We start from the raw sequence: 22738 nt of genomic DNA, 5'->3' as shown, positions 1-22738 counted from the left end.
GCAGTGGGGAAGCACTATTCCACCGTCACCGATTTCGCCAGGTTGCGCGGCTGGTCCACGTCGGTGCCCTTCACGCAGGCCACGTGATACGCCAGCAACTGCACCGGCACGGCATAGACCAGCGGGGCGATCAGCGGGTGGACCTTGGGCATTTCGATCGTGGCGAGGCAGCCTACCCCCGCCTCGGCCAGCCCTTCGGCATCGGAAATCAGCACGATCTTGCCGCCACGCGCACGCACTTCCTGCATGTTGGAAACGGTCTTTTCGAACAGCGGGCCGCTGGGGGCGATCACGATCACCGGTACGGCCTCGTCGATCAGCGCGATGGGCCCGTGCTTCATCTCGCCGCTGGCATAGCCTTCGGCGTGGATATAGCTGATTTCCTTCAATTTCAGCGCGCCTTCCAGGGCCAGCGGAAAGTCCTGCCCGCGGCCCAGGTACAGCACGTCGCGCGCCGGGGCGATCAGCGGGGCCATGGCCCTGATCTCGGCATCGTGGTCCAGCGCGGCGTTGAGGCAGGCCGGCGCTTCCAGCAGGTGGGCGACGATCTCGGCCTCCTGCTCGGCAGACAGGCGCCCCTTCTTCACCGCGAAGTGCGCTGCCAGCGCGGCCAGCACGGCAAGCTGGCAGGTGAAGGCCTTGGTGGAGGCCACGCCGATTTCCGGCCCCGCGTGGGTGGGCAGCAGCAGGTCTGCCTCGCGTGCCATGGTGCTGGTGGGCACGTTGACCACCACGGCGATGGTCTGGCCGTTGGCCTTGCAGTGGCGCAGCGCCGCCAGGGTATCGGCCGTCTCGCCGCTCTGGCTGATGAACAGCGCCAGCCCGCCGGGTGGCAGGATCGGGTCGCGATAGCGGAACTCGCTGGCGAAATCGATGTCCACCGGCACGCGGGCAAAGCTTTCGAACCAGTACTTGGCGACCATGCCGGCATAGTAGCTGGTGCCGCAGGCGACGATGGTCACGCGCTCGATCCGGCTGATGTCGAAGTCCATCTGCGGCAGGGCCACCTGCCGCTCCAGTGGCCGCAGGTAGGAGCGCAGGGTCTGCGCCACCACGGTCGGCTGCTCGAAGATCTCCTTCTGCATGAAGTGCTGGAAGGTGCCCTTCTCGATCGCTGCCGCGCTGGCGCCGCTGGCCACCACGGGCCGCTCCACCGCAGCCCCATTGGCATCGAACACGCGGGCCTGCTGGCGGTCGATCACCACCCAGTCGCCCTCTTCCAGGTAGGTGATCCGCTGCGTCAGCGAGGCGAGCGCCAGCGCGTCCGACCCCAGGTACATCTCCCCTTCCCCGTACCCCACCACCAGCGGAGAGCCGAGGCGCGCGCCGATCAGGATGTCCGGATGGGCGCGGAAGGCGATGGCGAGGGCAAACGCCCCGCGCAGGCGCGGCAGCACTTCGGCCACGGCTTCCTGCGGCCCCTTCCCCGCCTCGACCTGTTCGGAGACAAGGTGGGCCACCACCTCGCTGTCGGTCTGGCTTTCGAACCGGCGGCCGCGGCCTTCCAGCTCGGCGCGCAGCTGCGCGAAGTTCTCGATGATACCGTTATGCACGATTGCCACCTCGCCCGTGGCGTGCGGGTGGGCGTTGACCGCCGTGGGCGCGCCGTGGGTGGCCCAGCGGGTGTGCGCGATGCCGACGAGGCCGGGGGCCGGATTGGCCGCCACCTCGCGCACCAGGTTGTTGAGCTTGCCCTCTGCCCGGCGGCGCACCAGTCCACCGCCCGCCAGGGTGCAGATGCCGGCGCTGTCATAGCCGCGGTATTCCATCCGCCTGAGGCCGTCGATCAGCCTGTCTGCCACCGGTTCCTTGCCGACGATGCCGATAATTCCACACATGCTGCTTCAGGCTTTCACTAGAGGGTATAGGGAACGCGGATGCCGGGCATCTCTGCCGGGAAATCCTTGGTATTTCGTGTCACCAGGATACGCCCGGAAACCTGTGCCGAGGCGAGGATGATGGCATCGGGTGACTTGAGCGACTTGCGCTGGTGCCGCAGCGCCGCAGCGCGGCGGCCGATCTCCTCGTCGATCTCGCTCATGGCGAACAGCCGGAGGAATTCCTCGGTTTCGGCGGCAAGGTTGTCAGGTGCCCCGGACATGACCTCGATCCAGGTCATCCGGCTGATCCAGGCGCGGCTGACGGCGCGCACCTCGGCCCATGCAGCAGGCCTGTTGTGCAGCATGTCGATCACGATGTTGGTATCGAAGAAGCGCTCACTCACGCAGCGGTGCGCTTTGTCTTGGGCGTGGCCAGCACCGGTGCATCCGGCCACTCGCTGCGCATCTGTTCCTCATAGGTCAGCCCGTCGACAGTGGAGCCATGCCGCTCCCACAGGCCGAAATACTTCTCGAAACCCTGCTTCGATTCGGCGGCAATGTAATCGGCCACCGCCTCGCGCAGGATTGCCGCGCGCGACTTGCCTTCAGCCTTGGCCAGCGCATCCAGCCGCGCCAGATCTTCTTCAGGAATGTCGACGAGAAACCGTGCCATGATGATATATTGATATCATATCATGATATCATGTCAAGGCGAACAGCGTAGTCCCTACCATCCTGCCGCCGGATTCGTCGCCGAACACTGCCCGGCCCACTGCCTCGGGGACCAGCTTGCCCAGGGCCAGCTGGCTCTTCTCGCCCTCGCCCCCGGCATCGATGCGATAGGGCTGGAACACCAGGCGGGCATAGTCGGGCATTTCCAGATGCACGCGAATCGCCTGGAAGAAACCGTGCCCCAGCACGCGCTCCTCGCCCTGGACCGGGGCGACCAGCGCCACCGCCTGCAGGTCATGGGCGTCGGCCTGGTCAGCCATGGCCTGCTCCACGATGGCATAGAGCTGGTCCAGCGGCGTATCGGTTTCCTCGCTGGCGACGCGATAGATATCGACTGCGCCCGATCCCGCCACACGCACGGCAAAGGGGATCACCCGCCGCCCCTCGGACATGCGGCCGAAAGCGGTGTCGAGGCCCACCTGCAGCAGGTAGGCCAGCTTGTGCTCGCGCTCGTCCATGTAACCCTCGTCGCTCACTTCTTCGCCGCCTCTTTCTTCTTCTTCATCGCATCGTGGAAGCGGTCGGCCCAGCCCGGTTTCACCAGTTGCTCGGCGCGCACCATTCGCAATTCGCCATCGGCGACATCGCGGCTGACCGCGCTGCCCGCCGCCACGATCGCATCGCGGCCGATCGAGACCGGCGCGATCAGTGCGGAGTTGCTGCCGATGAACGCGCCGGCGCCGATCTCGGTCCGGTGCTTGAAATAGCCGTCATAGTTGCAGGTGATGGTGCCCGCGCCGATGTTGGCCCGCGCGCCTACCGTGGCATCGCCGATGTAGGACAGGTGGTTGGCCTTGGCCCCTTCGCCCAGCGTGGCGTTCTTCACTTCCACGAAGTTGCCCACCTTGGCACCCGTTTCCAGCACGGCACCCGGCCTCAGCCTGGCATAGGGGCCGATCTCCACCCCTTCGGCCAGGGTGGCCCCTTCCAGGTGGCTGAAGGCGCGGATGGTGACGTTGTCGGCCACCGTCACACCGGGGCCGAAGACCACGTTGGGTTCCACCAGCACATCCTTGCCCAGCACGGTATCGTGGCTGAAGAACACCGTTTCGGGCGCGACCAGCGTGGCCCCTTGCGCCATGGCCTTGGCGCGGCGGCCGTGCTGCCAGTGGCTCTCCGCAGCGGCCAGTTCCTCGCGGCTGTTGATGCCGGTCACCTCGTCCGGATCGGGGGTAACCAGCACGGCGCAGGGCACCTCTGCGCGGATCGCCACGTTGACCACATCGGGCAGGTAGAATTCACCTTGCGCGTTGTTGTTGCCCACCTGGCCCAGCAGGGCGAACAGCACGTCGCCGCGCACCGCCATGACGCCGGAATTGCACAGCGGGCAATCGCGCTCCTCGTCGGTGGCGTCCTTGTATTCCACCATCTTCACGATGGTATCGCCTTCGGTGATGACGCGGCCATACTGGCGCGCGTCCCACGGCTTGAAGCCCAGCACCACGGCGGCGGGCGCGTCCTCGCCGTGCAGGCGCTTCAACATGGCGAGCATGGTATCGGCGCGGATGAAGGGCACATCGCCGAACATCACCAGCACATCGCCCGTGAAGCCTGCCAGCGCATCCTTCGCCTGCATCACCGCATGGCCGGTGCCAAGCTGGCGATCCTGCACGGCAAAACTGACACGGCCGGCCAGGCGCGCTTCCACCTGCTCGCGCCCCTCGCCCACCACCACCACGGTGCGTTCTGCACCGATCTGGTCAACCTGGTCCAGCAGGTGCTCGATCATCGGCTTGCCGGCGATCTTGTGCAGCACCTTGTGGGTGGCGCTCATCATCCGTGTGCCCTTGCCCGCGGCAAGGATGACGACGGCGACGGGAGCGGCAAGATCGGGGGTATCGGTCATGTTGGGGCCATGCCACCAAATCGTTGCGGTTTCCACAAGGCTCAGCCACAGGCTGCAGGCATATGACCAACTTTCCCTTCCGTATCGTGGGTTTCGACCTTGATGGCACGCTGGTGGACAGCGCGCTGGACCTGTGCCCGGCGGTCAACGTGGCCTTGCGCGCCGAGGGGCGGCCGGAGGTGAGCCTTGATGTCACCCGCGGCCTGATCGGCGGCGGCGCGCGGCGGATGCTGGAACGCGCGCTGGAGGTGACCGGCGGGCCTGTCCACGGCGCCCGGTTCGAGCAACTGGTGGGCGTGCTGCTGGAGCATTACACGGCCAATATCGCAAAAGGCACCGTGCCCTACCCCGGCTGCCTGGCCGCGCTAGACGATCTGGCCGCGCGCGGCGTGCTGCTGGCAGTGGTTACCAACAAGGCGGAAGACCTGGCGCTGAAGCTGCTGGCCGAACTGGGGCTGACCCACCGCTTCGCCAGCATCGTGGGCGGCGACACGCTGGGCCGCGAACGCGCCAAGCCCGCGCCCGACCTGATCCACGAAACCGTGGGCCGCTGCGGCGGCGGCAGCTTTGCCATGGTGGGCGATTCCACCTTCGACGTGCTGGCCGCGCGCAATGCCGGGATGCCGGTGGTGGCCCTCAGCTTCGGCTATCACGATGTGCCGCCAGCGGAACTGGGGGCGGACCTGCTGATCGACCACTTCGACCAGCTTGTGGGGGCACTGCAAGCCCTCGGCTAGCTTTCCACCGCCTTCACCAGCCGCCGCTCGATCGGGGCCAGCACGCCGGAGAGGTCGTGGCCGCGCTTCAGGACCTGGCCGTGTTCGCCGAACAGCGCCCACATTCCCTGCCGCCCGCGCAGTTCGGGGCGCTTTTCCACCCGCATCTGTGGCTGGTCGGCGGTGCGCCGGAAGGCGCTGAAGGCGGCATAGTCGCGGGTGAAGCTCATGGCATAGTCGCGCCATTCGCCAGCGGCGACCATGCGGCCGTAGAGGTCAAGGATGCGCGCCAGCTCGGCGCGTTCGAAGCCCACCTGAAGGGGAGCACGGTGGCCGGGAAAGGGAACGATGGTGGCCCCCTGGGGTGAGCCCGCCATCAGCCGTCGGTCCCGCTCTTGCGCGTGGCGGCCACGGGTTTGCGCGCCTGCCGCAGTTCGGCCAGCTCGGCGCGCAAGGCGGCCAGTTCGCGCTCCATCGCATCGATGCGGCCGTTCTCGCTTTCGCACGGCTCGTCACACGGGGTGCCGTAGGGGATGAATTCGCGCAGCCACGTTTCCGCCGGCACCAGGGTGCTGCGGGCCTTGAGGCCGATCATCGTCGCGCCTTCGGGCACGTCATCGGTCACCACGGCATTGGCCCCCACGCGGGCGCGTTCGCCCACGGTGATCGGGCCGATCACCTGCGCACCGGACCCGATGATCACATTGTCCTTCAGGGTGGGGTGGCGCTTGCCGCCAACGCCGTTGGTGGGGTTGGTGCCGCCCAGGGTGACGCACTGGTAGATGGTCACGTTGTCGCCAATCTCGGCCGTCTCCCCGATCACGGTAAAGCCGTGGTCGATGAAGAAATTCTTGCCGATGGTGGCGCCGGGATGGATGTCGATCGCGGTCAGCCAGCGGCTGAGGTGGTTGACCAGGCGGGCCAGGAAATACAGCTCCCCCACGAACAGCCAGTGCGCCACGCGGTGGAAAGCCAGCGCCCAGACTCCGGGATAGAGCAGGATTTCCCCGCGTGACCGGGGCGAAGGGTCCCGCGCTCTGACCGAATCCAGGTAGGATATCAGCTTGTCGAACATCGCTTCACTTGACCCGTTGCTGTGGAAAACCTTGTTTCATCAAACGCCGATCAAAGCAAGCGCGGCTCCTCGGGCCCGTGCAATGCCTCAAGCGCAGCGCGCCAGATAGACAGCGTAGGTGGGGATTTTCTTTCCAGGCTCAAGCGGTCGATCATGGCCACCAGTTTCTCGATGTCGGCCTGGGTGCGCGGCGCACGCGGGACCAGGTAGGCGGCGGCATCCGGGCCCAGCGGCAGGCCCCGCTCGGCCGCCAGCGACAGCAGCAGTTCGCCCGCCATGGTATCGTCCGGCTGGCCGATCTCCAGGTGCAGGGCAGCGCCAAGGCGGCTTTTCAGGTCAGGCAGCGCGATGGTCCAGGGCGGCGTGCCGCCCACCAGCAGCAGCGGGCGGCCCTGTTCGCGGGCGCGGTTCCAGCGGTGGAACAGCTCCTCCTCCGGCTGCAGGTGGGCATCGTCGATCACCTCCGCCGTGCCGGTGGCCGCCAGCCAGCGGGCGAAAAGGCTCTTGCCCGACCGCGGCGGGCCGGTGAGCACGGCGGTGCCGAAGGGCCAGCTCTCCGGCTGGCCCAGCGCCTGCGCCACGCGGTCGTTGGCGGCACCGATCACGATACGCGCGGGGCCGGTGGTTCCGGCGGTCAGCGGCAGGGCAATCTGCGACATCGGGGGGACGCGCTCCGCCGCCCGCACCGCCTCAGCGGGCAATCGCCAGCGCGTTGCCGCCTTCGGTAACGCGCCAGCCTGCCGCCCTGAGGGCTGCGGCGAGTGTGGCAATGTCGCCGGCATAGGTGACCTGGATCACCGAGGTGCCGCCGATGGCGGTGCTGGTCACCGCCACGCCGCGCACCCCGCCAACGCCGTGCAAGGCGCCAAGGGTGCTGTCAAACGAGCGCGGATCGGGGGTTGCCGCCTGCACCGTAATGGTGGTGATCGCCGCTGCCGGCGTGGCCGGTGCGCCATCAAGCACGGCCTCCGCCGCCAGCGCAGGCACTTCGCCCGCCGCCAGCGCCCGCTCTGCCGCCTCGGCCGCCATGCCTTCTTCCAGCAGGGCGCGCAGTTCCGGCGTCAGCTCGAAGTTCTCCAGCGCCAGCGAGGGGTCGGGCCGCAGCACGCCCTGCGCCAGGGCGCGGCGGAAGATGCCGTCCATCCGCGTCACCGCCTGCTCCAACATGGCGGGCACCTGCGCCGGGCTGTCGGCGCGCAGGTCAAACTCGCCCAGCCAGCGGTTGTCCGGGCCATAGCGGGCGGTGAAATGGCCGCGCACCGGCCCGCCGGGATATTCGTACTCCAGCCGGGCAATCGGCACCAGCACGTCGGCCGCGCCGAACTGGTCCAGGATGGTGTTCCACCAGTTGCGGCTGCGGCGGCCGGTCTGGCCATAGGTCAGCAGCAGCGATTCGCCGCCCGCCCCTTCGGGCCGCACATAATCGATGGTGGAAGCGCCGAACTGGGTTTCCGCCCATACCCGCTGCCAGGCGGTGCGGGTTTCGAACATGGTGCCCGTGCCGCCGCTCAACAGCACCGGCAGGGTCAGCATGGGGGCCGACCGGGCCGCGCCCCCTGCCCCGCCCAGCGCGCCGCCCACGCGCGACCGGTCAAAGATCACGCCGAGGCGCGCGACATAGCGGCGCGGGCCGATCTGCTCGCGCTCGATCAGGATCGCGCCGACCATGCCCTGCAACTGCGAATCACTGATGGCCGGGCCACCGATCCGCTCCCACGCCTTGCGCTGGGCTTCTTCGTACCCCTTGCGGCGGGCATCATCGGCATTGTCGCCGGTGACGTTCACCTCGATCCCGCGCACCTCGATATCGGTGCTGCTGGCCACGGGCATGATGCCCCGGTCACCGCCCACCTGCGCCAGCAGCGATCCGCCCGCCACTACGCCCAGCGCCAGCAGCACCGGCGCGGCAAGCGCCAGAAGCGGACGGTGCGACGGCGCGATGGAAAGGGCTGCTTGGCTTGGCATCGGGGAAATCGCGGTCCTTTTGGCGAAAGGCGAGTGGAAATCCAAGCCCGAATGCGCCAAGGGCTGGGCATGACTTCCAACACCCCATCCTATACCTACGAGCAGGCCGGTGTTTCGATCGATGCCGGCAACCGCCTCGTCAAGGCCATCGGCCCGCTGGTGAAGGCCACCGCCCGCCCGGGCGCCGATGGCGAGATCGGCGGCTTCGGCGGCTTCTTCGATCCGCGCGCGGCGGGCTACAAGGATCCGCTGCTGGTGGCGGGCAACGATGGCGTGGGCACCAAGGTCAAGCTGGCCATCGACCATGACCGGCACGACGCCATCGGCATCGACCTGGTCGCCATGTGCGTGAACGACCTGATCGTGCAGGGCGCGGAGCCGCTGTTCTTCCTCGACTACTTCGCCACCGGCAAGCTGGAAAACGGCATTGCCGAGCGGGTGATTGCGGGCATTGCCGAAGGCTGCAAGATCGCCGGCTGCGCGCTGATCGGCGGCGAGACGGCGGAGATGCCGGGGCTTTATGCTGCGGGCGATTATGACCTGGCGGGCTTCTGCGTGGGCGCGGTGGAACGCGGCGAGCAGTTGACGGGTGACCGGGTGGCTCCGGGCCATGTGCTGCTGGGGCTGGCCAGCAGCGGTGTCCATTCCAACGGTTATTCGCTGGTGCGACGGCTGGCGGCGGACAAGGGCTGGAAGCTGGACCGCCCCGCCCTGTTCGATGCCGAAAGGCTGCTGCTCGATTACCTGATTGAGCCGACGCGGATCTATGTGAAGAGCCTGCTGCCCGTGGTCCGCGCCGGGCTGGTCGATGCGCTGGCCCACATCACCGGCGGCGGCCTGCTGGAAAACGTGCCGCGTGTGCTGCCTGCGGGCGCCCATGCGGTGATCGATGCCGATAGCTGGCCCCTGCCGCGCCTGATGGCCTTCCTGCAGGCGCAGGGGAACATCGAACCGGCGGAGATGGCACGCACCTTCAACACCGGCATTGGCATGGTGCTGGCGGTGACGGAGGCCAACGTGGCCGAAGTGACCAGCCGCCTGGAAGCGGCGGGGGAAACCGTGTTCCGCATCGGCGCAATCACCGAAGGCCCCAAGGGCTGCACGGTCAAGGGTTCGGCCGAAACCTGGTCCGCCCGTGAGGCCTGGGAAGCCACCCACAATGCCTGACAAGGCGCGCGTCGCCATACTGGTGTCCGGTAGCGGCACCAACATGGCCGCGCTGCTTTATGCCAGCCGCCAGCCCGGTTGCCCCTATGAGGTGGTGCTGGTCAGCGGCGACAAGGCCGATTGCGGCGGCATCGCCCTGGCCGAGGCCGAGGGCGTGCCGGTGGCGCGGCTACCGAAGCTGAGCAAGGATGAACTGTTCCCCGCGCTCGATGCCGCCATCCGCGCTGCGGGTGCGGAGTATATTGCGCTGGCAGGCTTCATGCGCGTGCTGCCGGCAGATTTCGTCTCGGGCTGGGACGGCCGCATCCTCAACATCCACCCCTCGCTGCTGCCCAGGTACAAGGGCCTGCACACCCACGAACGGGCGCTGGCGGCAGGCGACAGCAAGGCCGGGGCCAGCGTCCACGTGGTCACCGCCGCGCTCGACGATGGCCCCCTTCTAGCGCAGGCCGAAGTGGCCGTGCAGCCGGGCGATACGGCAGAAAAGCTGGCCGCCCGTGTGCTGATCGCCGAACACCAGATCTATTCGCGCGCCCTGGCGGAATATGTGAGCCGCCCCTACAACTCCGAATGGCTGACCGCGCGCGTGGGCGACCTGGCGATTCAGATGCCCGAAGCAGAGGCACGCACCAGCCACGGATCGCCCGGATGGAAGCTGGCGGGCAAGAGCGGCAAGTTCTTCGCCTTCATGGCCGATCGCCACCACGGTGACCGCCACGTGCTGCTGGTGGTCAAGACAAGCGGGCTGGACGAACTGCACGCGCTGGTGGAGCAGCAGCCCGAGGTCTACTGCAAGCCCGCCTACTGGGGCGCAGGCGGCTGGATCGGGCTGATCCTTGACCGGCCCGACCTGGACTGGGACCACGTGCGCGGCTGGATCGAACGCAGCTGGCGCGCCGTGGCCCCTGCCCGCCTCACCCGGTTGATGAATGTGGCGGACGAGTTCTAGGCGGCCTTAGGCTTCCGCCCGCGCCTTCGCCAGGATCGCGCCGATCTCGTCGGCCAGGGCCAAGCGCTTCTTCTTCAATGTTTCGGTGCGTTCGTCGCTGGCGGCTTCCACTTCGCTTTCGATGCGGTGAATCTCGCGGTTCAGATCGTGATAGGTGTCGGCCAGATTGGCGAAGTGCGGGTCGCTGATCTTCAGCTTGTGAATGATGGCCGCATCCTGCGGAAATTCGGCGGCGAGTTCGTGCGGGGTGTGGGACATGGGCTGATCCTCCTGTTGCTTGCCGTTGTCTGGCACAAGTCTAGCGCCCCGGGGCCGTCGCGCCTTGCGCGAGGTCAAACCCGCTATTTGCCTTCGCCGTTATGGCCCAGCGCCCGCAGCAGGCCCACCAGCGAACCGTCTGCCGGGCGGCCGAAAGCCTGCCATTCCACCAGCAGCCCCTTGCGTACCCGCGCGCTCCACTGGGTGGCCACAGTAAGCGCAGGATTGGCAGACAGCGAGCGGCCCGACAGCAGGACCAGCTCACCGCGCTGCACCGCCTGGTCGATCTCCACCCGCAGGTCGGGCGCCACGGCGTTGACGCGCGCGACGGCCTCCAGCACGGCGGCGGCCCCCTCCAGCCGTTCGCCCCGGCTGTCGCTGAACACCATGGCGGGATCGAGCAGGGCCTTTACGCCTGCGATATCGCGCGCGTTGCACGCCGCGACAAAGGCCAATGCCACATCCTTGGGTGAACGGTGCCGACCGAACATGGCAGAGCCCCCTTGCCGCTGGATGAAAACCAGCCGGGCGGCAATCGTATCACGACTGCCGCCCGGAAGCAAAGGTATCAAAAATCAGGGTTAATTGCCCCGAAGGGCAGGATCAGCCGACGATTTCTTCCGGCTTGAAGAAGTAGGCGATCTCGATCGCGGCGTTCTCGTCGCTATCCGAACCGTGGACGGTGTTCTCGCCGATCGACAGGGCGTGGGTCTTGCGGATGGTGCCCTCGGCAGCATCGGCCGGGTTGGTGGCGCCCATCACTTCGCGGTTGCGGGCCACGGCATCCTCGCCTTCCAGCACCTGCACCACCACCGGCTCGCTCATCATGAACTCGCACAGTTCGCCGAAGAAGGGGCGTTCCTTGTGCACGGCATAGAAACCTTCGGCCTGTTCGCGGGTCATGTGGATGCGCTTGGAGGCGACGACGCGCAGGCCGGCTTCTTCCAGCATCTTGGTGACCGCGCCGGTCAGGTTGCGGCGCGTGGCATCGGGCTTGATGATCGAGAAAGTGCGGGTAACCGCCATGGTCTTGTCCTTCGATATAAGGGGGTGATCTGCTGGTGCGCGCCCCTAGCGGCCCCGCAGCCGCAGGGCAAGCGTGCTGAAACGTCAGTCACGCCCCACGGTAAGCTGCACGATCGTGCCATCCGGCCCGTCTGCCGCGCTGGCGGAAAAGGCCAGCCCATCTTCGCCCTCGCCGCCGATCAACGTGTTGGAGCCGGTGGTCACCGTGCCATCCAGCCGCACCCCGGCGGCGGTGGCCTGGGTGGTATAGAACTCGATCACGTCCGCCACCGGATCGTCGGTCTGCATCACCAGGATCACCCCGCCGCCGGTGCCGGTGGCTATGGCGGTGGAGCTGGTGACCTGTGCCCCGGGATAGGCGGTAAAGCCCGGCGGCAGCGCGGCCAGCGCCTCGTCTCCCCCGGCTACCTGCACTTCCTCGCCATCATCGCCGGTAATGCTGATCCCGGCGGAAGCCTGCGCCGACGGTGCGGCGGCATCGTCTCCGGCAGAGCCGCAGGCGGCCAGCAGCAGGGTGGCGGCGGCGATCAGGGTTGGGAAACGCATGGGTCTTGTCCTCTCGTGGTCAGGCCTTGCGGGCCCATTTGCCGCCGTCCAGCTCGTAGAATTCGCGCTCCACGTCCTCGCGCCTGTCGAACTGGCGCCATGTCTGGCGGGCGGCGGCGCGGCCGCTCTCGTCGAAGAACAGGAACACGCGGGCAAAGGCTTCTGCTTCCTCGCGCCACACGCCATCGGCCAGGGCCAGCAGCTCGGCCCCGTTGGCAGCAGCGCAGCCATCGGCCAGCAGGATCGGCTGGCGCGCCTCGTGCGGGCCGCCCGCCAGGCCATGGGCCAGGAAATGCTCGGGCTGGTGCTCCCACAGCGCATTGTCCAGCCGGACGATCTGCTCGTCATCGCCCGAGACCACCAGCAGCCGCTGCCCCTGCCCCAGCGCGGCGCGGGCGATCAGCGGCAGCACCCGCTCCACGGGCTGGTTGCCGGAGAGATAGAAGCCGAGGCGCATCAAACGGTTTTCCCTTTGGCGCTGCGGCACCGTTCAGAGCAGAAGCGCACGTTGTCCCAATCCCGCTCCCACTTCTTGCGCCAGGCGAACGGCAAGCCGCAAGCCGCGCACAGCTTGCTGGGCAGGTCCGCCTTCTTGCGCATCTTCGGCATGAAAACGGACCTTCCGCCTGCTTACCCTTCCACCGTTGCGCGCACGAACTGGTCCATCAGCCGCACGCCATAGCCGGTGGCACCCTTGTCCCAGGTAGCGCCGGGCTTGTCGGCCCAGACCATGCCGGCGATGTCGCAGTGGGCCCAGGCCACGCCCGACTCCACATAGCGCTGGATGAACTGCGCCGCGGTGATCGATCCGGCAAAGCGCGGCCCCACGTTCTTCATGTCGGCAATCGGGCTGTCGATCAGCCGGTCGTATTCGGCCGACAGCGGGAAACGCCACAGCTTGTCGCCGCTGGCCTTGCCGGCCGCCAGCAGCTTGTCGGCCAGGTCATCGGTGTTGGCGAAGACGCCCGCGTGCTCGCTGCCAAGCGCAATCATCATCGCCCCGGTCAGGGTGGCGAAGTCGACCACGGTCTTCGGCTTGAACTCGCGCTGCACCCAGGTGAGCGCGTCGCACAGCACCAGCCGCCCTTCGGCGTCGGTGTTGATAACTTCCACGGTCTGCCCGCTCATCGTGGTCACGATATCGCCGGGGCGCTGGGCATTGCCATCGGGCATGTTCTCCACCAGGCCGCACACGCCCACCACGTTGGCCTTGGCCTTGCGCAGCACCAGCGCCAGCATGGCCCCGGCCACCGCGCCCGCACCGCCCATGTCCCACTTCATGTCTTCCATGCCGGCGGCGGGCTTGATGCTGATGCCGCCGGTATCGAAGGTGACACCCTTGCCCACAAAGGCCAGTGGCGCCTCGCCCGCAGCCCCGCCCTGCCAGCGGATCACCAGCATGCGCGGCGGCCGGGCCGAGCCCTGGGCCACGCCCAGCAGCGCGCCCATGCCCAGGTCCGCCATCTGCTTTTCGTCCAGCACGGACACTTCCGCGCCGGTTCCGGCAAAGCGGGCCTGGCAGCGTTCCACGAAGCTTTCCGGGTAGATCACGTTGGCGGGTTCGGCCACAAGTTCGCGGGTGAACTCCACCCCGGTGGCCAGCGCCCCGGCCTCGGCCCAGGCGGCTTCGGTGCCTTCCGGCGCGCCGGTTACGCTGACAGCCTTGAGCGTGATCTTCTGCTCGTCCTTCAGCTTGGTACGGTAGGCATCCCAGCGCCAGGCGCGCAGGCGCAGGCCCAGCAGGAAGGCGGCCACGCCGGTCGCATCCATGCTGGAACCGTCCGCCTCAAGCACCAGCGCTTCCTCGCCCGAAGTCAGGTAACGCGCCGCCAGCGCCGCCCCGGCGCGTTCCAGGTTGGGGATGCGGTCCTCGCCCGCCGCCTTGCCCCCGCCAACCAGCGCCAGCCGTACCAGCGTGCCGCCCTCGTCCGCAAAAGTCTCGAACACCTGGCCCACCTTGCCGGAAAAGCGCGAGGCCGCAGCGGCGGCGGCCGTGGTGGCGGGCAGATCGGCGGGGAAGCTGTCCTGGTCGACCAGGCGAGCCCGCAGGCGGGGCAGCGAGGACAGGGCAGCAGCGGTAAAGGAAATGTCCATGGTAACTCCGGCAAACGGAAACGGGGGAGCAGCGGCCTGTTGGAAATGCCGCCAATTGCTGCGTTGCAGTTAAGGCGCGCCGGTGCGATAGGCAAGCCATGCTCCCCCCCGCCAAGTTGCCGCCGCAAGGCTTGCCCACCTGCTTGTCTGCCCGGCACCTGCTTGCCTGCGGCCTGCTTGGCGTATCTATCGTCCACGGCGCTCCCGTGGCGGCGCAGGACCAGGAGCAGGCGGCAGAAAACCCGCTGGCCGGGCGCGAGATCGCTTTCGAGGCGGACGGGCTGGCCTATGACAACAACGCCGATACGGTGACCGCCACCGGCAATGTACTGGCCCGTTCCGGCGACCAGTCGGTGCGTGCCGATGCCATCACATGGAACCGCACCAGCGGCGAGATCGTGGCCACCGGCAACGTGCAACTGGTTGACGATGACGGCAACCAGCTGTTCACCGAACGGCTGGAACTGACCGACGAGCTGAAGGCCGGCGCGATGAGCAACATGCTGCTCGCCTTCCGCCAGGGCGGGCGGCTGGCCGCCGACATGGCCCGGCGCGACGATGCGGGCGACATCGTGCTGGACATGGCCGCCTATTCCAGTTGCGCCGTGGTCGATGCCGAGGGCTGCCCTAGGGACCCGAGCTGGCGGGTCACCGCGCGACGGGTGTTCTACGATTCGACCACCCAGCGGATCCGCTTCGAGGGCGCGCACCTGGAACTGTTCGGGGCGCAGGTCCTGCCGCTGCCCGGCCTGGTGCTCAGCGCCGACGGCAGCCCCGCCAGCGGCGTGCTGATGCCCGATGCCGGCTATTCCGCCAGCAACGGCTTCGAGCTGTCGCAGGGTTATTACTGGCGCCTGGCCGAGAACCGCGACCTGACCCTGATGGGCTATTTCTACACCGGCGCGGTGCCCATGGTGTCGGCCCAGTACCGGCAACTGAACCAGACCGGGGCCTTCCAGGTCAGCGCCTATGGCACCTATTCCACGCGCATTCCGCTCAATTCCACCGTGCCCACCGCGCAGGAGGAACTGCGCGGCTACCTGTTCACCAACGGTCGCTGGCAGCTCGATCCCAACTGGAGCGTCACCGGATCGCTGCGCGTGGCGAGCGACCGCACCTTCCTGCGCCGGTACGACATCACGCGCGAGGATCGCCTGCGCTCCACCTTCAACATCGAGCGGATCGATGCCGACAGCTACCTGTCGATCAGCGGCTGGGCCACCCAGGCCCTGCTGATCCCGCAGGACCAGAAGACCGTGCCGCTGGCCCTGCCGCTGCTGGATTACCGGCTGCGGCTGCGCAATCCGGTACTCGGCGGGCGGGTCAGCCTGCAGGCCAACACCCTGGCGATCACCCGCGCCGAGGGGCAGGACACGCAGCGCGCCTTCGTCCGCGCGCAGTGGGACATGCGCCGCATCACCCCGCTGGGCCAGGAGGTGACGCTGACCGCACTGGTGCGCGGCGATGCCTACAATTCCGACCAGAACCTGCTGACGCAGACGCCCAGTTATCGCGGCCTGCCCGGCTGGCAGATGCGCGGCGTGGCCACGACTGCGGTGGACGTGAAGTGGCCGCTGCTGGGCGATTTCCTGGGCGGCACGCAGGTGATAACCCCGCGCGTGCAACTGGTGGCCACGCCGCCCACACGCAACCTGGCCATCCCGAACGAGGATGCCCGCGCCATCGACCTGGAGGACAGCAACCTCTTCGCGCTCAACCGCTTCGCCGGGTATGACCGGGTGGAAGACGGCGTGCGCATGACCTATGGCCTGGACTGGCAGGCCAACCTGCCCGGCTGGCGGCTGGAATCGAGCTTCGGGCAATCCTATCGTCTCACCGACCGCGCCGCCCTGTTCCCCGATGGCACGGGCCTGAACGAGCAGTTCTCGGACTTCGTGGGCCGCAGCACGGTGCGCTATCGCGACGTGGTCAAGTTCACCCACCGCTTCCGGCTGGACAAGGACAACCTGGCGGTGCGCCGCAACGAGATCGACGCCACCTTCGGCAACGATCGCAACTATGTGGAAGTGGGCTACCTGCGCCTCAACCGCGATGTCGATGTGACCTTCGAGGATTTGCAGGACCGCGAGGAACTGCGCGTGGCCGGCCGCGTCACCTTTGCCCGCTACTGGTCGGTGTTCGGCTCGGCGGTGACCAACCTTACCAACCGGGCGGAAGATCCCACGCTGAACTCGGACGGGTTCGAGCCACTGCGCACCCGGCTGGGCGTGGCCTATTCGGACGACTGCCTGGAGATGAGCTTCACCTGGCGACGGGATTTCGTGGCGCTGGCCGATGCACGGCGCGGCAACTCGTTCCGCGTCAATTTCTCCTTACGCAACATCGGATTCCGCTGATAGCCGGGCTGCGCGCGTTGGCATCCACGGGCAAAGCGGCTATCAGGCCGATCAGCTTGGGTTCAGCCTGCCGGATGCAGGTGACCGCGCAGGACCAGAAGGCGCCCTCGGCGCACCGTTTACAGGATTGAAAACATAGTGATCAGGTTTGCCCGGAACCACCTTCTCTTTGGCCGCGTGCTCGCCGCGCCGCTGGCACTGGCCATGCTGTTGCCGATTGGCGCGGCCGCCCAGAGCGACGGGTTCAATTTCCCTGACGACATCAATTTCTTGCAGCAGCCCGATCCCAACCTGCGCCGCGCCACCGCGCGGGTGAACGGCAACATCATCACCGGGACTGACGTGGACCACCGCGTGGCCCTGATCGTTGCTTCCAACGAGGCGCAGATCCCGCCCGAGCAGATGCAGAGCCTGCGCCTGCAGGTGCTGCGCAGCCTGATCGACGAGACGCTGCAGGTGCAGGAAGCCGTGGCCCAGGAAATGGAAGTCACGGCCGAGGAAGTGAACGAGAGCTATGCCAGCTATGCGCTGGAGCAGTTCAACCGCACGCCCGAGCAGATGGACGAGTTCCTCACCTCCATCGGTGCCAGCCCGCGCACGATGAAGCGGCAGATCCAGGGCCAGCTTGCCTGGGAACGGCTGCTGCGCCGCAATGTCACCCCCTTCATCAACGTGTCGGCGGAGGAGGTGAACGAACTGCTGGCCCAGATGCAGGCATCGCGCGGCCAGTTTGAATACCGCATCGGCGAGATCTACCTCTCGGCCAACCCCAACACGCGTGACCAGGTGCGCGCTAACGCCCAGCAGATCGTCAACCTGCTGCGCCAGGGCGGCTCGTTCGTGGCTGCCGCGCAGACCTATTCCGAAGCGTCGAGCAAGGTGACCGGCGGTGACCTTGGCTGGCTGCAGCTGGAACGGTTGCAGAACCCGACGATGGAAGGCGCGGTGCGCGAGATGGTGCCCGGCCAGCTTGTCGGCCCGCTGGAAATTCCCGGCGGCTTTTCGATCATCTACCTGATCGACAAGCGCCAGATCGGCATGTCCGATCCACGCGATGCCGTGCTCAGCCTGAAGCAGGTGTCGATCGAGTTCGCCCCCGGCACCACCGAGACGGAGGCCCAGCTGCGCGCCGAACAGTTCGCCAGCGCGGTCGAGCAGTTCCAGGGATGCGGCGATGCCGATGCCCGCGCCGCCGCCATCGGCGCGACGGTGCAGCAAAACGACCAGATGTCGGCTCGTGACTTGCCCGAGGCCCTGCAAACCCTGCTGCTGCGGATGAACGTGGGCGAGGCTACCCCGCCCTTCGGTGACCTGCAGAACGGGGTGCGCGTGCTGCTGCTGTGCGGGCGTGACGATCCGCCGGCACAGGCGCAGGCCCCGCAGTTCGACCAGTTGATGAACTCGCTGGAGCAGGAACGCATCAACCGCCGCGCGCAAAGCTATCTGCGCGACCTGCGGCGCGATGCGGTCATCGATTACGACTGACGCGCGCGCCGTGGCTCCACTCGCCAACGCGCCTCTCGCCCTGTCGCCCCTTGCCGTGTCCCTGGGCGATCCGGCGGGCGTAGGCCCGGAACTGATCGCTGCTGCCTGGGCAGACCGCGCGGCGCTGGACCTGCCGCCCTTCCTGGTGGCGGGCGGGGCCCATGTGCTCGAAGCGGCGGCCAAGTCGCGCGGGCTGGACGTGCCCGTACGCATTATCGAGGACCCGCGCGAAGCCCTGGCCATGTATGCCCACGCCCTGCCGGTGCTGGGAGCGGGCGGCGATGGCCGCTACACTCCCGGCAAGCCCGACCGTGAAGGTGCGGCGCTGGCGCTGCATTCGCTGGAACTGGCCACCTCGCTGGCCCTGTCCGGCGCAGCTTCGGCGGTGGTCACCGCCCCCGTCAGCAAGGCGGCGCTCGCCGAAGTGGGCTTTGCCTTCCCCGGCCAGACCGAATACCTCGCCCATGCCTGCGATGTGCCTGAGGATGACGCGGTGATGCTGCTGGCCGGCCCCAGCCTCAAGGCCGTGCCGCTGACCATCCACGTCGCCATATCCGAAGTCGCCGGCCTGATTACGCAAGAGCTGATCCTGCGCCGCGCGCGGGTGATCGACCGGGCGCTGCGGCGCGATTTCGGCCTTGCCGCCCCGCGCATCGCCGTGGCCGGCCTCAATCCCCATGCGGGCGAGAAGGGCCGGATGGGGATGGAGGAACGCGAGATTATCGGCCCCGCCATCGGCCGCCTGATTGCCGAAGGGATCGCCGCCACCGGCCCGCACCCCGCCGATACGATGTTCGCCCCCCACAAGCGCGGCACCTATGACGTGGCGCTGGCCATGTATCACGACCAGGCGCTGGTGCCGCTGAAAACGCTCGATTTCGACGAGGGCGTGAACATGACGCTGGGCCTGCCCATCGTGCGCACATCGCCCGATCACGGCACCGCCATCGACATCGCCGGACAGGGCATCGCCAACCCGGCCTCGCTGGTGGCCGCCCTGCGGATGGCCGCGCAGGCCGTCGCGCACCGGGCTGCCAGCAGGTGAGCCTGCCGCCCTTACGTGAAGTCATCGCCCGCCACGGGCTCAGCGCCAGCAAGGCGCTGGGGCAGAACTTCCTGTTCGACGAACAGTTGCTGGACCGCATTGCCGCCATCCCGGGCGATCTTTCGGACAAGGCCGTGCTGGAAGTGGGCCCCGGCCCCGGCGGCCTGACTCGCGCCCTGCTGCGCGCCGGGGCCCGCGTAACCGCCATCGAGATGGACCGGCGCTGCCTGCCTGCCCTCGCCGAACTAGGCGAAGCCTTTCCCGGAAAGCTGCGGGTGATCGAGGGCGATGCCCTGGCCATCAACCATGCCGAGCTGATGGGCGAGCCCTTCGCCATTGCCAGCAACCTGCCCTACAACGTGGGCACCGCGCTGTTCACCCGCTGGCTTGACGGAGAAGGCTGGCCGCCGCTGTGGACCAGCCTGACGCTGATGTTCCAGCAGGAAGTGGCGCAGCGGATTGTCGCCGATCCGGACAGCGGCGCCTATGGCCGCCTCGCCGTCCTGGCCCAGTGGCGCAGCAACGCCCGGCTGGCGATGAAGGTGCACCGCAGCGCCTTCACGCCCCCGCCCAAGGTGATGAGCGCCATCGTCCACGTAACCCCCGCCGCCATGCCCGAAGGGGTATCCGCAAAACGGCTGGCGCAGGTGACCGAAGCGGCATTCGGCCAGCGACGCAAGATGCTGCGGCAGAGCCTGAAGGGCCTGCCAGGGGCCGTCGAGGCGCTGGAAGGCCTGGGGATCGACCCCACCCGCCGCGCCGAAACGCTGGCGGTGGCCGATTTCGTGGCGCTGGCCCGCAAGCTGGGCCCGCGCTAGCGCGCGCGCATCGCTTCCTGCAGCGGGGCGAAGGCCTCGCCGATCGAATCGAACGCGATGTAGCCCACGCAGGCCACCGCCACCACGCGCAGGGCAAAATCGAACATTCGCCCCAGCATCTGCGGGTTGCTGAGCAAGGCATCGCCGGTGGAACGCCGCGCGCGGACCTGGCTGACCGATCGGGCCAGCTCCACCGGCTCGTTGCCGCCTTCGGCCATCGCCGCCACGCTTACCCGTTCGCGCAGGGATACCCCGAAGCGGTGGTCACCCGTCCACTTGACCTGCCCTGCCAGCCGGTTGCGCCCGATCTGCAGCTCGACGAATTCGCCGCGCCTTGGGGGATGTTCTGCCGTGGCCAGCACGCCGCGCGTGGAAATGTCTATCAGGCACACGTCCCGCTCGCCCTGGGCGTCGCGCAGGCGGGCACGCACCATCGCGCGCGTGCGCGGTTCCACCCGGGGATTGTTGGCAGCAAACATGGCTCGTGCCTTTCTGTGCAGCCCGCACGCGCCCTAGCGCACAAGTTCCTACCCGCCCGTTAAGCCTGCACCGATGGCACGATTGACAGGCGGGAACTCTGCCTTAAACCCGGTTGCACATGAAACAACTGACCGCCCCCGAAGCCAGCCTGATCGACCGCATCGATGCTGCGCCCATGCTGCAGCACACGCTGGGCTGGGCGGCGATCAATACCGGGACCGGAAACCTTGCGGGGCTGGCCCTGCTGGCAGACCAATTGGCCCACGCCTTCAGCGTGCTGCCGGGCGAGGTTTCGCTGCGCGAGCCGGCCACCGTCACCGCGCTCGACGCTACGGGCAAGAAGGTGGAAAAGCCGCATGGCCGCCACCTGCTGCTGCGCGTCCGGCCCGAGGCGGAACGGCGCTTCCTGCTGACCGGGCACATGGACACGGTGTTCCCGGCCGATCACCCGTTCCAGCAGGTCGCATGGCTGGATGATGCCACCCTGAACGGCCCCGGCACCGCCGACATGAAGGGCGGCATTGCCGTGATCCTGGGCGCGCTGCAGGCGTTCGAGACGCTGCCCCAGGCCAAGGCTTGCGGTTACGACGTGCTGATCAATTCGGACGAGGAGACGGGCTCGCTCTCCTCGGCCCCGCTGATCGCCAGCCTGGCGCGGGGCAAGTTCGCCGCGCTTACCTATGAACCCAGCGCCCTGGCCGATGGCACGCTGGCCTATGCCCGTGGCGGCAGCGGCAATTATTCGGTATGCTTCACCGGCCGCTCCGCCCATGCCGGGCGCAATCCGCAGGACGGGCGCAACGCGCTGGTCGCGGCAGCCGACTGCGCGGTGCGGCTGAAGCTGATGAGCCACGCGGACCTGCCCATCAACCCGGCCAGGATCGAAGGCGGATCGGCCAACAACGTGGTGCCCGACCACGCCGTGCTGCGCTTCAACATCCGCCCGCGCACCGATCAGGCGGCCGAGGATTTCCTTTCGGACTTCAACGATTTGCTGCAGGTTATTGAGCGGCTGCACGAAGTATCGATCCACTGCCATGGCGGCATCACCCGCCCGCCCAAGCCGGTTGACAGCCGTGCCGCGCAGCTCTTCGCCCTGGTGCGTGATTGCGGGGCAGCACTGGGGCAGACAATCGGCTGGCAGGACTCCGGGGGAGTGTGCGATGGCAACAACATCGCCGCCTGCGGGGTGCCGGTGGTCGATACAATGGGGGTGCGCGGCGGATCGATCCATTCGCCGCAGGAATTCATGATCGTGCCGTCGCTGCACGAACGGGCCGCGCTGTCCGCCCTGGTCCTGGCGCGGCTGGCCGAAGGGGAACTGTTGTGACACACCGCATCCGCGCCGCCACGCCGGGGGATCTGCAGGCGCTCTATGAAATGGCCAAGCTGACCGGGGGCGGGTTCACCAACCTGCCGCCCGATCGCAAGGCACTGATTACCAAGCTGGAAAAGAGCGCCGCCGCTTTCACCCGCGATGATGACGAACCGGCGGATGACCTTTTCGTCTTCGTGCTGGAAAACGTTGCCACCGGCGAAGTGCGCGGCACCTGCCAGGTCTTTGCCATGGTGGGACAGAAGTGGCCCTTCTATTCCTACCGCATCGGCGCGCTGACCCAGCACAGCGAGGAACTGGGCCGCACGTTCCGCGCCGATATCCTCAACCTCTCCACCGACCTGGAAGGGGCCAGCGAGGTGGGCGGCCTGTTCCTGCATCCGGGGGAACGCGCGGGCGGCCTGGGGATGCTGATCGCCCGCAGCCGCTACCTGTTCATCCGCAACCACCGCGCCCGCTTTGCCGATCGCACGCTGGCCGAACTGCGCGGGGTGATCGACGAGGCAGGCGGATCGCCGTTCTGGGACGGGGTGGCGGGTCGCTTCTTCGGCATGAGCTTCCAGGAAGCCGACGAGTTCAACGCCAAGTACGGCAACCAGTTCATCGCCGACCTGATGCCCAAGCACCCGGTCTATATCGCCATGCTGTCCGAGCACGCCCGCAGCGTGATCGGCAAGCCCCACCCATCGGGCCGCGCCGCCATGCGAATGCTGGAGGATGAAGGGTTCGCCTGGGAAAACTACGTCGACATCTTTGACGGCGGCCCCACCATGACCGCGCGGACCGACCAGATCCGCTCCGTGCGCGAGGCGGTGGAAAGCCCGGTAGCGCGCATCGATCCGTCGCTGTGCGAAGGCCAGGGCGACAAGCGCCTTGTTTCCGCCGGAAGGCTCGCGGGATTCCGGGCCGCCTATGGCTGGGTGCAGTCTGGCGAAGACGGCGTGGCCATCGACCCCGCCTGCGCTGCCGCGCTTGGCGTGGCCGAGGGTGACAGCATCACCCACGTGGCGCGGTGGTGAGCGC

The 22738-nt window shown here is 67.8% G+C and carries 26 protein-coding genes; 9 read left to right on the top strand and 17 right to left on the bottom strand.

Annotated elements, in window-relative coordinates; translation table 11 throughout:
* Positions 1 to 14 precede the first annotated feature (14 nt).
* From glmS to glmU, 5 genes are read right to left on the bottom strand one after another with little or no spacing between them, the layout of a single operon-like run.
* On the bottom strand, positions 15 to 1838 hold the full coding sequence (gene glmS / locus GRI99_RS10405; RefSeq protein WP_160771972.1) for a glutamine--fructose-6-phosphate transaminase (isomerizing): 1824 nt from the start codon (positions 1836 to 1838) through the stop codon (positions 15 to 17).
* Positions 1839 to 1855: 17 nt separating this feature from the next.
* Positions 1856 to 2224 carry a PIN domain-containing protein gene (locus GRI99_RS10400; RefSeq protein WP_160771971.1) on the bottom strand — a complete coding sequence of 123 codons (369 nt, stop codon included), beginning with the start codon at positions 2222 to 2224 and terminating at the stop codon, positions 1856 to 1858.
* Positions 2221 to 2493: a ribbon-helix-helix domain-containing protein gene (locus GRI99_RS10395; RefSeq protein ID WP_160771970.1), complete on the bottom strand. Its 273-nt coding sequence runs from the start codon at positions 2491 to 2493 to the stop codon at positions 2221 to 2223. Before GRI99_RS10395 ends, GRI99_RS10400 begins: the two co-directional genes overlap by 4 nt.
* A 28-nt stretch (positions 2494 to 2521) precedes the next feature.
* On the bottom strand, positions 2522 to 3028 hold the full coding sequence (locus GRI99_RS10390) for a hypothetical protein (protein WP_160771969.1): 507 nt from the start codon (positions 3026 to 3028) through the stop codon (positions 2522 to 2524).
* A complete protein-coding gene (glmU, locus tag GRI99_RS10385) occupies positions 3025 to 4398 on the bottom strand; it encodes a bifunctional UDP-N-acetylglucosamine diphosphorylase/glucosamine-1-phosphate N-acetyltransferase GlmU (protein ID WP_160771968.1) in 1374 nt (457 codons plus the stop codon). The genes GRI99_RS10390 and glmU overlap by 4 nt, the downstream gene beginning before the upstream one ends.
* Before the next feature lie 62 nt (positions 4399 to 4460).
* Here glmU and GRI99_RS10380 point away from each other — a divergent pair, with 62 nt between their 5' ends.
* Complete coding sequence (locus GRI99_RS10380) at positions 4461 to 5135, top strand: HAD hydrolase-like protein (protein ID WP_160771967.1); 675 nt, start codon at positions 4461 to 4463, stop codon at positions 5133 to 5135.
* Here GRI99_RS10380 and GRI99_RS10375 read toward each other — a convergent pair.
* The 4 genes from GRI99_RS10375 to GRI99_RS10360 are packed head-to-tail and all read right to left on the bottom strand — an operon-like array spanning position 5132 to position 8154.
* Positions 5132 to 5491, bottom strand: coding sequence for a DUF2794 domain-containing protein (locus tag GRI99_RS10375; RefSeq protein WP_160771966.1), 360 nt, complete (start codon positions 5489 to 5491; stop codon positions 5132 to 5134). The genes GRI99_RS10380 and GRI99_RS10375 overlap by 4 nt on opposite strands.
* Entirely contained in the window at positions 5491 to 6189 is a 699-nt protein-coding gene (gene epsC / locus GRI99_RS10370; RefSeq protein ID WP_160771965.1) for a serine O-acetyltransferase EpsC, read from the bottom strand. Before epsC ends, GRI99_RS10375 begins: the two co-directional genes overlap by 1 nt.
* Before the next feature lie 50 nt (positions 6190 to 6239).
* Positions 6240 to 6848, bottom strand: coding sequence for a P-loop NTPase family protein (locus GRI99_RS10365; RefSeq protein WP_160771964.1), 609 nt, complete (start codon positions 6846 to 6848; stop codon positions 6240 to 6242).
* A gap of 31 nt (positions 6849 to 6879) precedes the next feature.
* Positions 6880 to 8154 (bottom strand): heavy-metal-associated domain-containing protein, encoded by a 1275-nt coding sequence (locus GRI99_RS10360; protein ID WP_202393032.1) that lies wholly within the window; start codon positions 8152 to 8154, stop codon positions 6880 to 6882.
* A gap of 69 nt (positions 8155 to 8223) precedes the next feature.
* Here GRI99_RS10360 and purM point away from each other — a divergent pair, with 69 nt between their 5' ends.
* Positions 8224 to 9321 (top strand): phosphoribosylformylglycinamidine cyclo-ligase, encoded by a 1098-nt coding sequence (purM, locus tag GRI99_RS10355; RefSeq protein WP_160771962.1) that lies wholly within the window; start codon positions 8224 to 8226, stop codon positions 9319 to 9321.
* Positions 9314 to 10270 carry a phosphoribosylglycinamide formyltransferase gene (purN, locus tag GRI99_RS10350; protein ID WP_160771961.1) on the top strand — a complete coding sequence of 319 codons (957 nt, stop codon included), beginning with the start codon at positions 9314 to 9316 and terminating at the stop codon, positions 10268 to 10270. The genes purM and purN overlap by 8 nt, the downstream gene beginning before the upstream one ends.
* Before the next feature lie 6 nt (positions 10271 to 10276).
* Here purN and GRI99_RS10345 read toward each other — a convergent pair whose 3' ends face one another.
* The 7 genes from GRI99_RS10345 to GRI99_RS10315 form a co-directional block, all read right to left on the bottom strand.
* On the bottom strand, positions 10277 to 10528 hold the full coding sequence (locus tag GRI99_RS10345) for an HP1242/YdcH family protein (protein WP_160771960.1): 252 nt from the start codon (positions 10526 to 10528) through the stop codon (positions 10277 to 10279).
* Between the two features lie 83 nt (positions 10529 to 10611).
* Positions 10612 to 11019, bottom strand: coding sequence for a nuclear transport factor 2 family protein (locus GRI99_RS10340; protein WP_160771959.1), 408 nt, complete (start codon positions 11017 to 11019; stop codon positions 10612 to 10614).
* Positions 11020 to 11131: 112 nt separating this feature from the next.
* On the bottom strand, positions 11132 to 11554 hold the full coding sequence (ndk, locus tag GRI99_RS10335) for a nucleoside-diphosphate kinase (RefSeq protein WP_160771958.1): 423 nt from the start codon (positions 11552 to 11554) through the stop codon (positions 11132 to 11134).
* An 84-nt stretch (positions 11555 to 11638) separates the two neighbouring features.
* Complete coding sequence (locus tag GRI99_RS10330) at positions 11639 to 12100, bottom strand: hypothetical protein (RefSeq protein ID WP_160771957.1); 462 nt, start codon at positions 12098 to 12100, stop codon at positions 11639 to 11641.
* A gap of 19 nt (positions 12101 to 12119) precedes the next feature.
* The gene (locus GRI99_RS10325) at positions 12120 to 12557 is read right to left on the bottom strand and encodes a DNA polymerase III subunit chi (protein ID WP_160771956.1); all 438 of its coding nucleotides are present in this window, start codon (positions 12555 to 12557) and stop codon (positions 12120 to 12122) included.
* Positions 12557 to 12709 carry a DUF2256 domain-containing protein gene (locus GRI99_RS10320; protein ID WP_160771955.1) on the bottom strand — a complete coding sequence of 51 codons (153 nt, stop codon included), beginning with the start codon at positions 12707 to 12709 and terminating at the stop codon, positions 12557 to 12559. Before GRI99_RS10320 ends, GRI99_RS10325 begins: the two co-directional genes overlap by 1 nt.
* Positions 12710 to 12730: 21 nt before the next feature.
* Positions 12731 to 14194: a leucyl aminopeptidase gene (locus tag GRI99_RS10315; protein WP_160771954.1), complete on the bottom strand. Its 1464-nt coding sequence runs from the start codon at positions 14192 to 14194 to the stop codon at positions 12731 to 12733.
* Between the two features lie 98 nt (positions 14195 to 14292).
* Between GRI99_RS10315 and GRI99_RS10310 the strand changes: the two genes are divergently transcribed.
* The 4 genes from GRI99_RS10310 to rsmA all read left to right on the top strand — a co-directional run bounded on the left by GRI99_RS10310 (position 14293) and on the right by rsmA (position 19899).
* Entirely contained in the window at positions 14293 to 16551 is a 2259-nt protein-coding gene (locus tag GRI99_RS10310) for an LPS-assembly protein LptD (protein ID WP_160771953.1), read from the top strand.
* Positions 16552 to 16689: 138 nt separating this feature from the next.
* The gene (locus GRI99_RS10305; RefSeq protein ID WP_337192900.1) at positions 16690 to 18036 is read left to right on the top strand and encodes a peptidylprolyl isomerase; all 1347 of its coding nucleotides are present in this window, start codon (positions 16690 to 16692) and stop codon (positions 18034 to 18036) included.
* Complete coding sequence (gene pdxA, locus GRI99_RS10300; RefSeq protein ID WP_160771952.1) at positions 18014 to 19081, top strand: 4-hydroxythreonine-4-phosphate dehydrogenase PdxA; 1068 nt, start codon at positions 18014 to 18016, stop codon at positions 19079 to 19081. Before GRI99_RS10305 ends, pdxA begins: the two co-directional genes overlap by 23 nt.
* The gene (rsmA, locus tag GRI99_RS10295; RefSeq protein ID WP_160771951.1) at positions 19078 to 19899 is read left to right on the top strand and encodes a 16S rRNA (adenine(1518)-N(6)/adenine(1519)-N(6))-dimethyltransferase RsmA; all 822 of its coding nucleotides are present in this window, start codon (positions 19078 to 19080) and stop codon (positions 19897 to 19899) included. Before pdxA ends, rsmA begins: the two co-directional genes overlap by 4 nt.
* Here the strand turns inward: rsmA and GRI99_RS10290 are convergent.
* Positions 19896 to 20378, bottom strand: coding sequence for a PilZ domain-containing protein (locus GRI99_RS10290; RefSeq protein WP_160771950.1), 483 nt, complete (start codon positions 20376 to 20378; stop codon positions 19896 to 19898). The two genes, rsmA and GRI99_RS10290, sit on opposite strands and share 4 nt — an antisense overlap.
* A 119-nt stretch (positions 20379 to 20497) precedes the next feature.
* On the opposite strand from GRI99_RS10290, the gene GRI99_RS10285 reads away from it, so the two are divergent.
* Positions 20498 to 21709, top strand: coding sequence for a hydrolase (locus GRI99_RS10285; protein WP_160771949.1), 1212 nt, complete (start codon positions 20498 to 20500; stop codon positions 21707 to 21709).
* On the top strand, positions 21706 to 22734 hold the full coding sequence (locus GRI99_RS10280; protein WP_160771948.1) for an arginine N-succinyltransferase: 1029 nt from the start codon (positions 21706 to 21708) through the stop codon (positions 22732 to 22734). The genes GRI99_RS10285 and GRI99_RS10280 overlap by 4 nt, the downstream gene beginning before the upstream one ends.
* Positions 22735 to 22738: the final 4 nt, after the last annotated feature.

The sequence above is a fragment of the Alteraurantiacibacter buctensis genome (assembly GCF_009827655.1).
Lineage (GTDB): Bacteria > Pseudomonadota > Alphaproteobacteria > Sphingomonadales > Sphingomonadaceae > Alteraurantiacibacter > Alteraurantiacibacter buctensis.
Note: the sequence above shows the minus strand (reverse complement) of the source record. Positions and strands in the feature narration are given on the sequence as shown.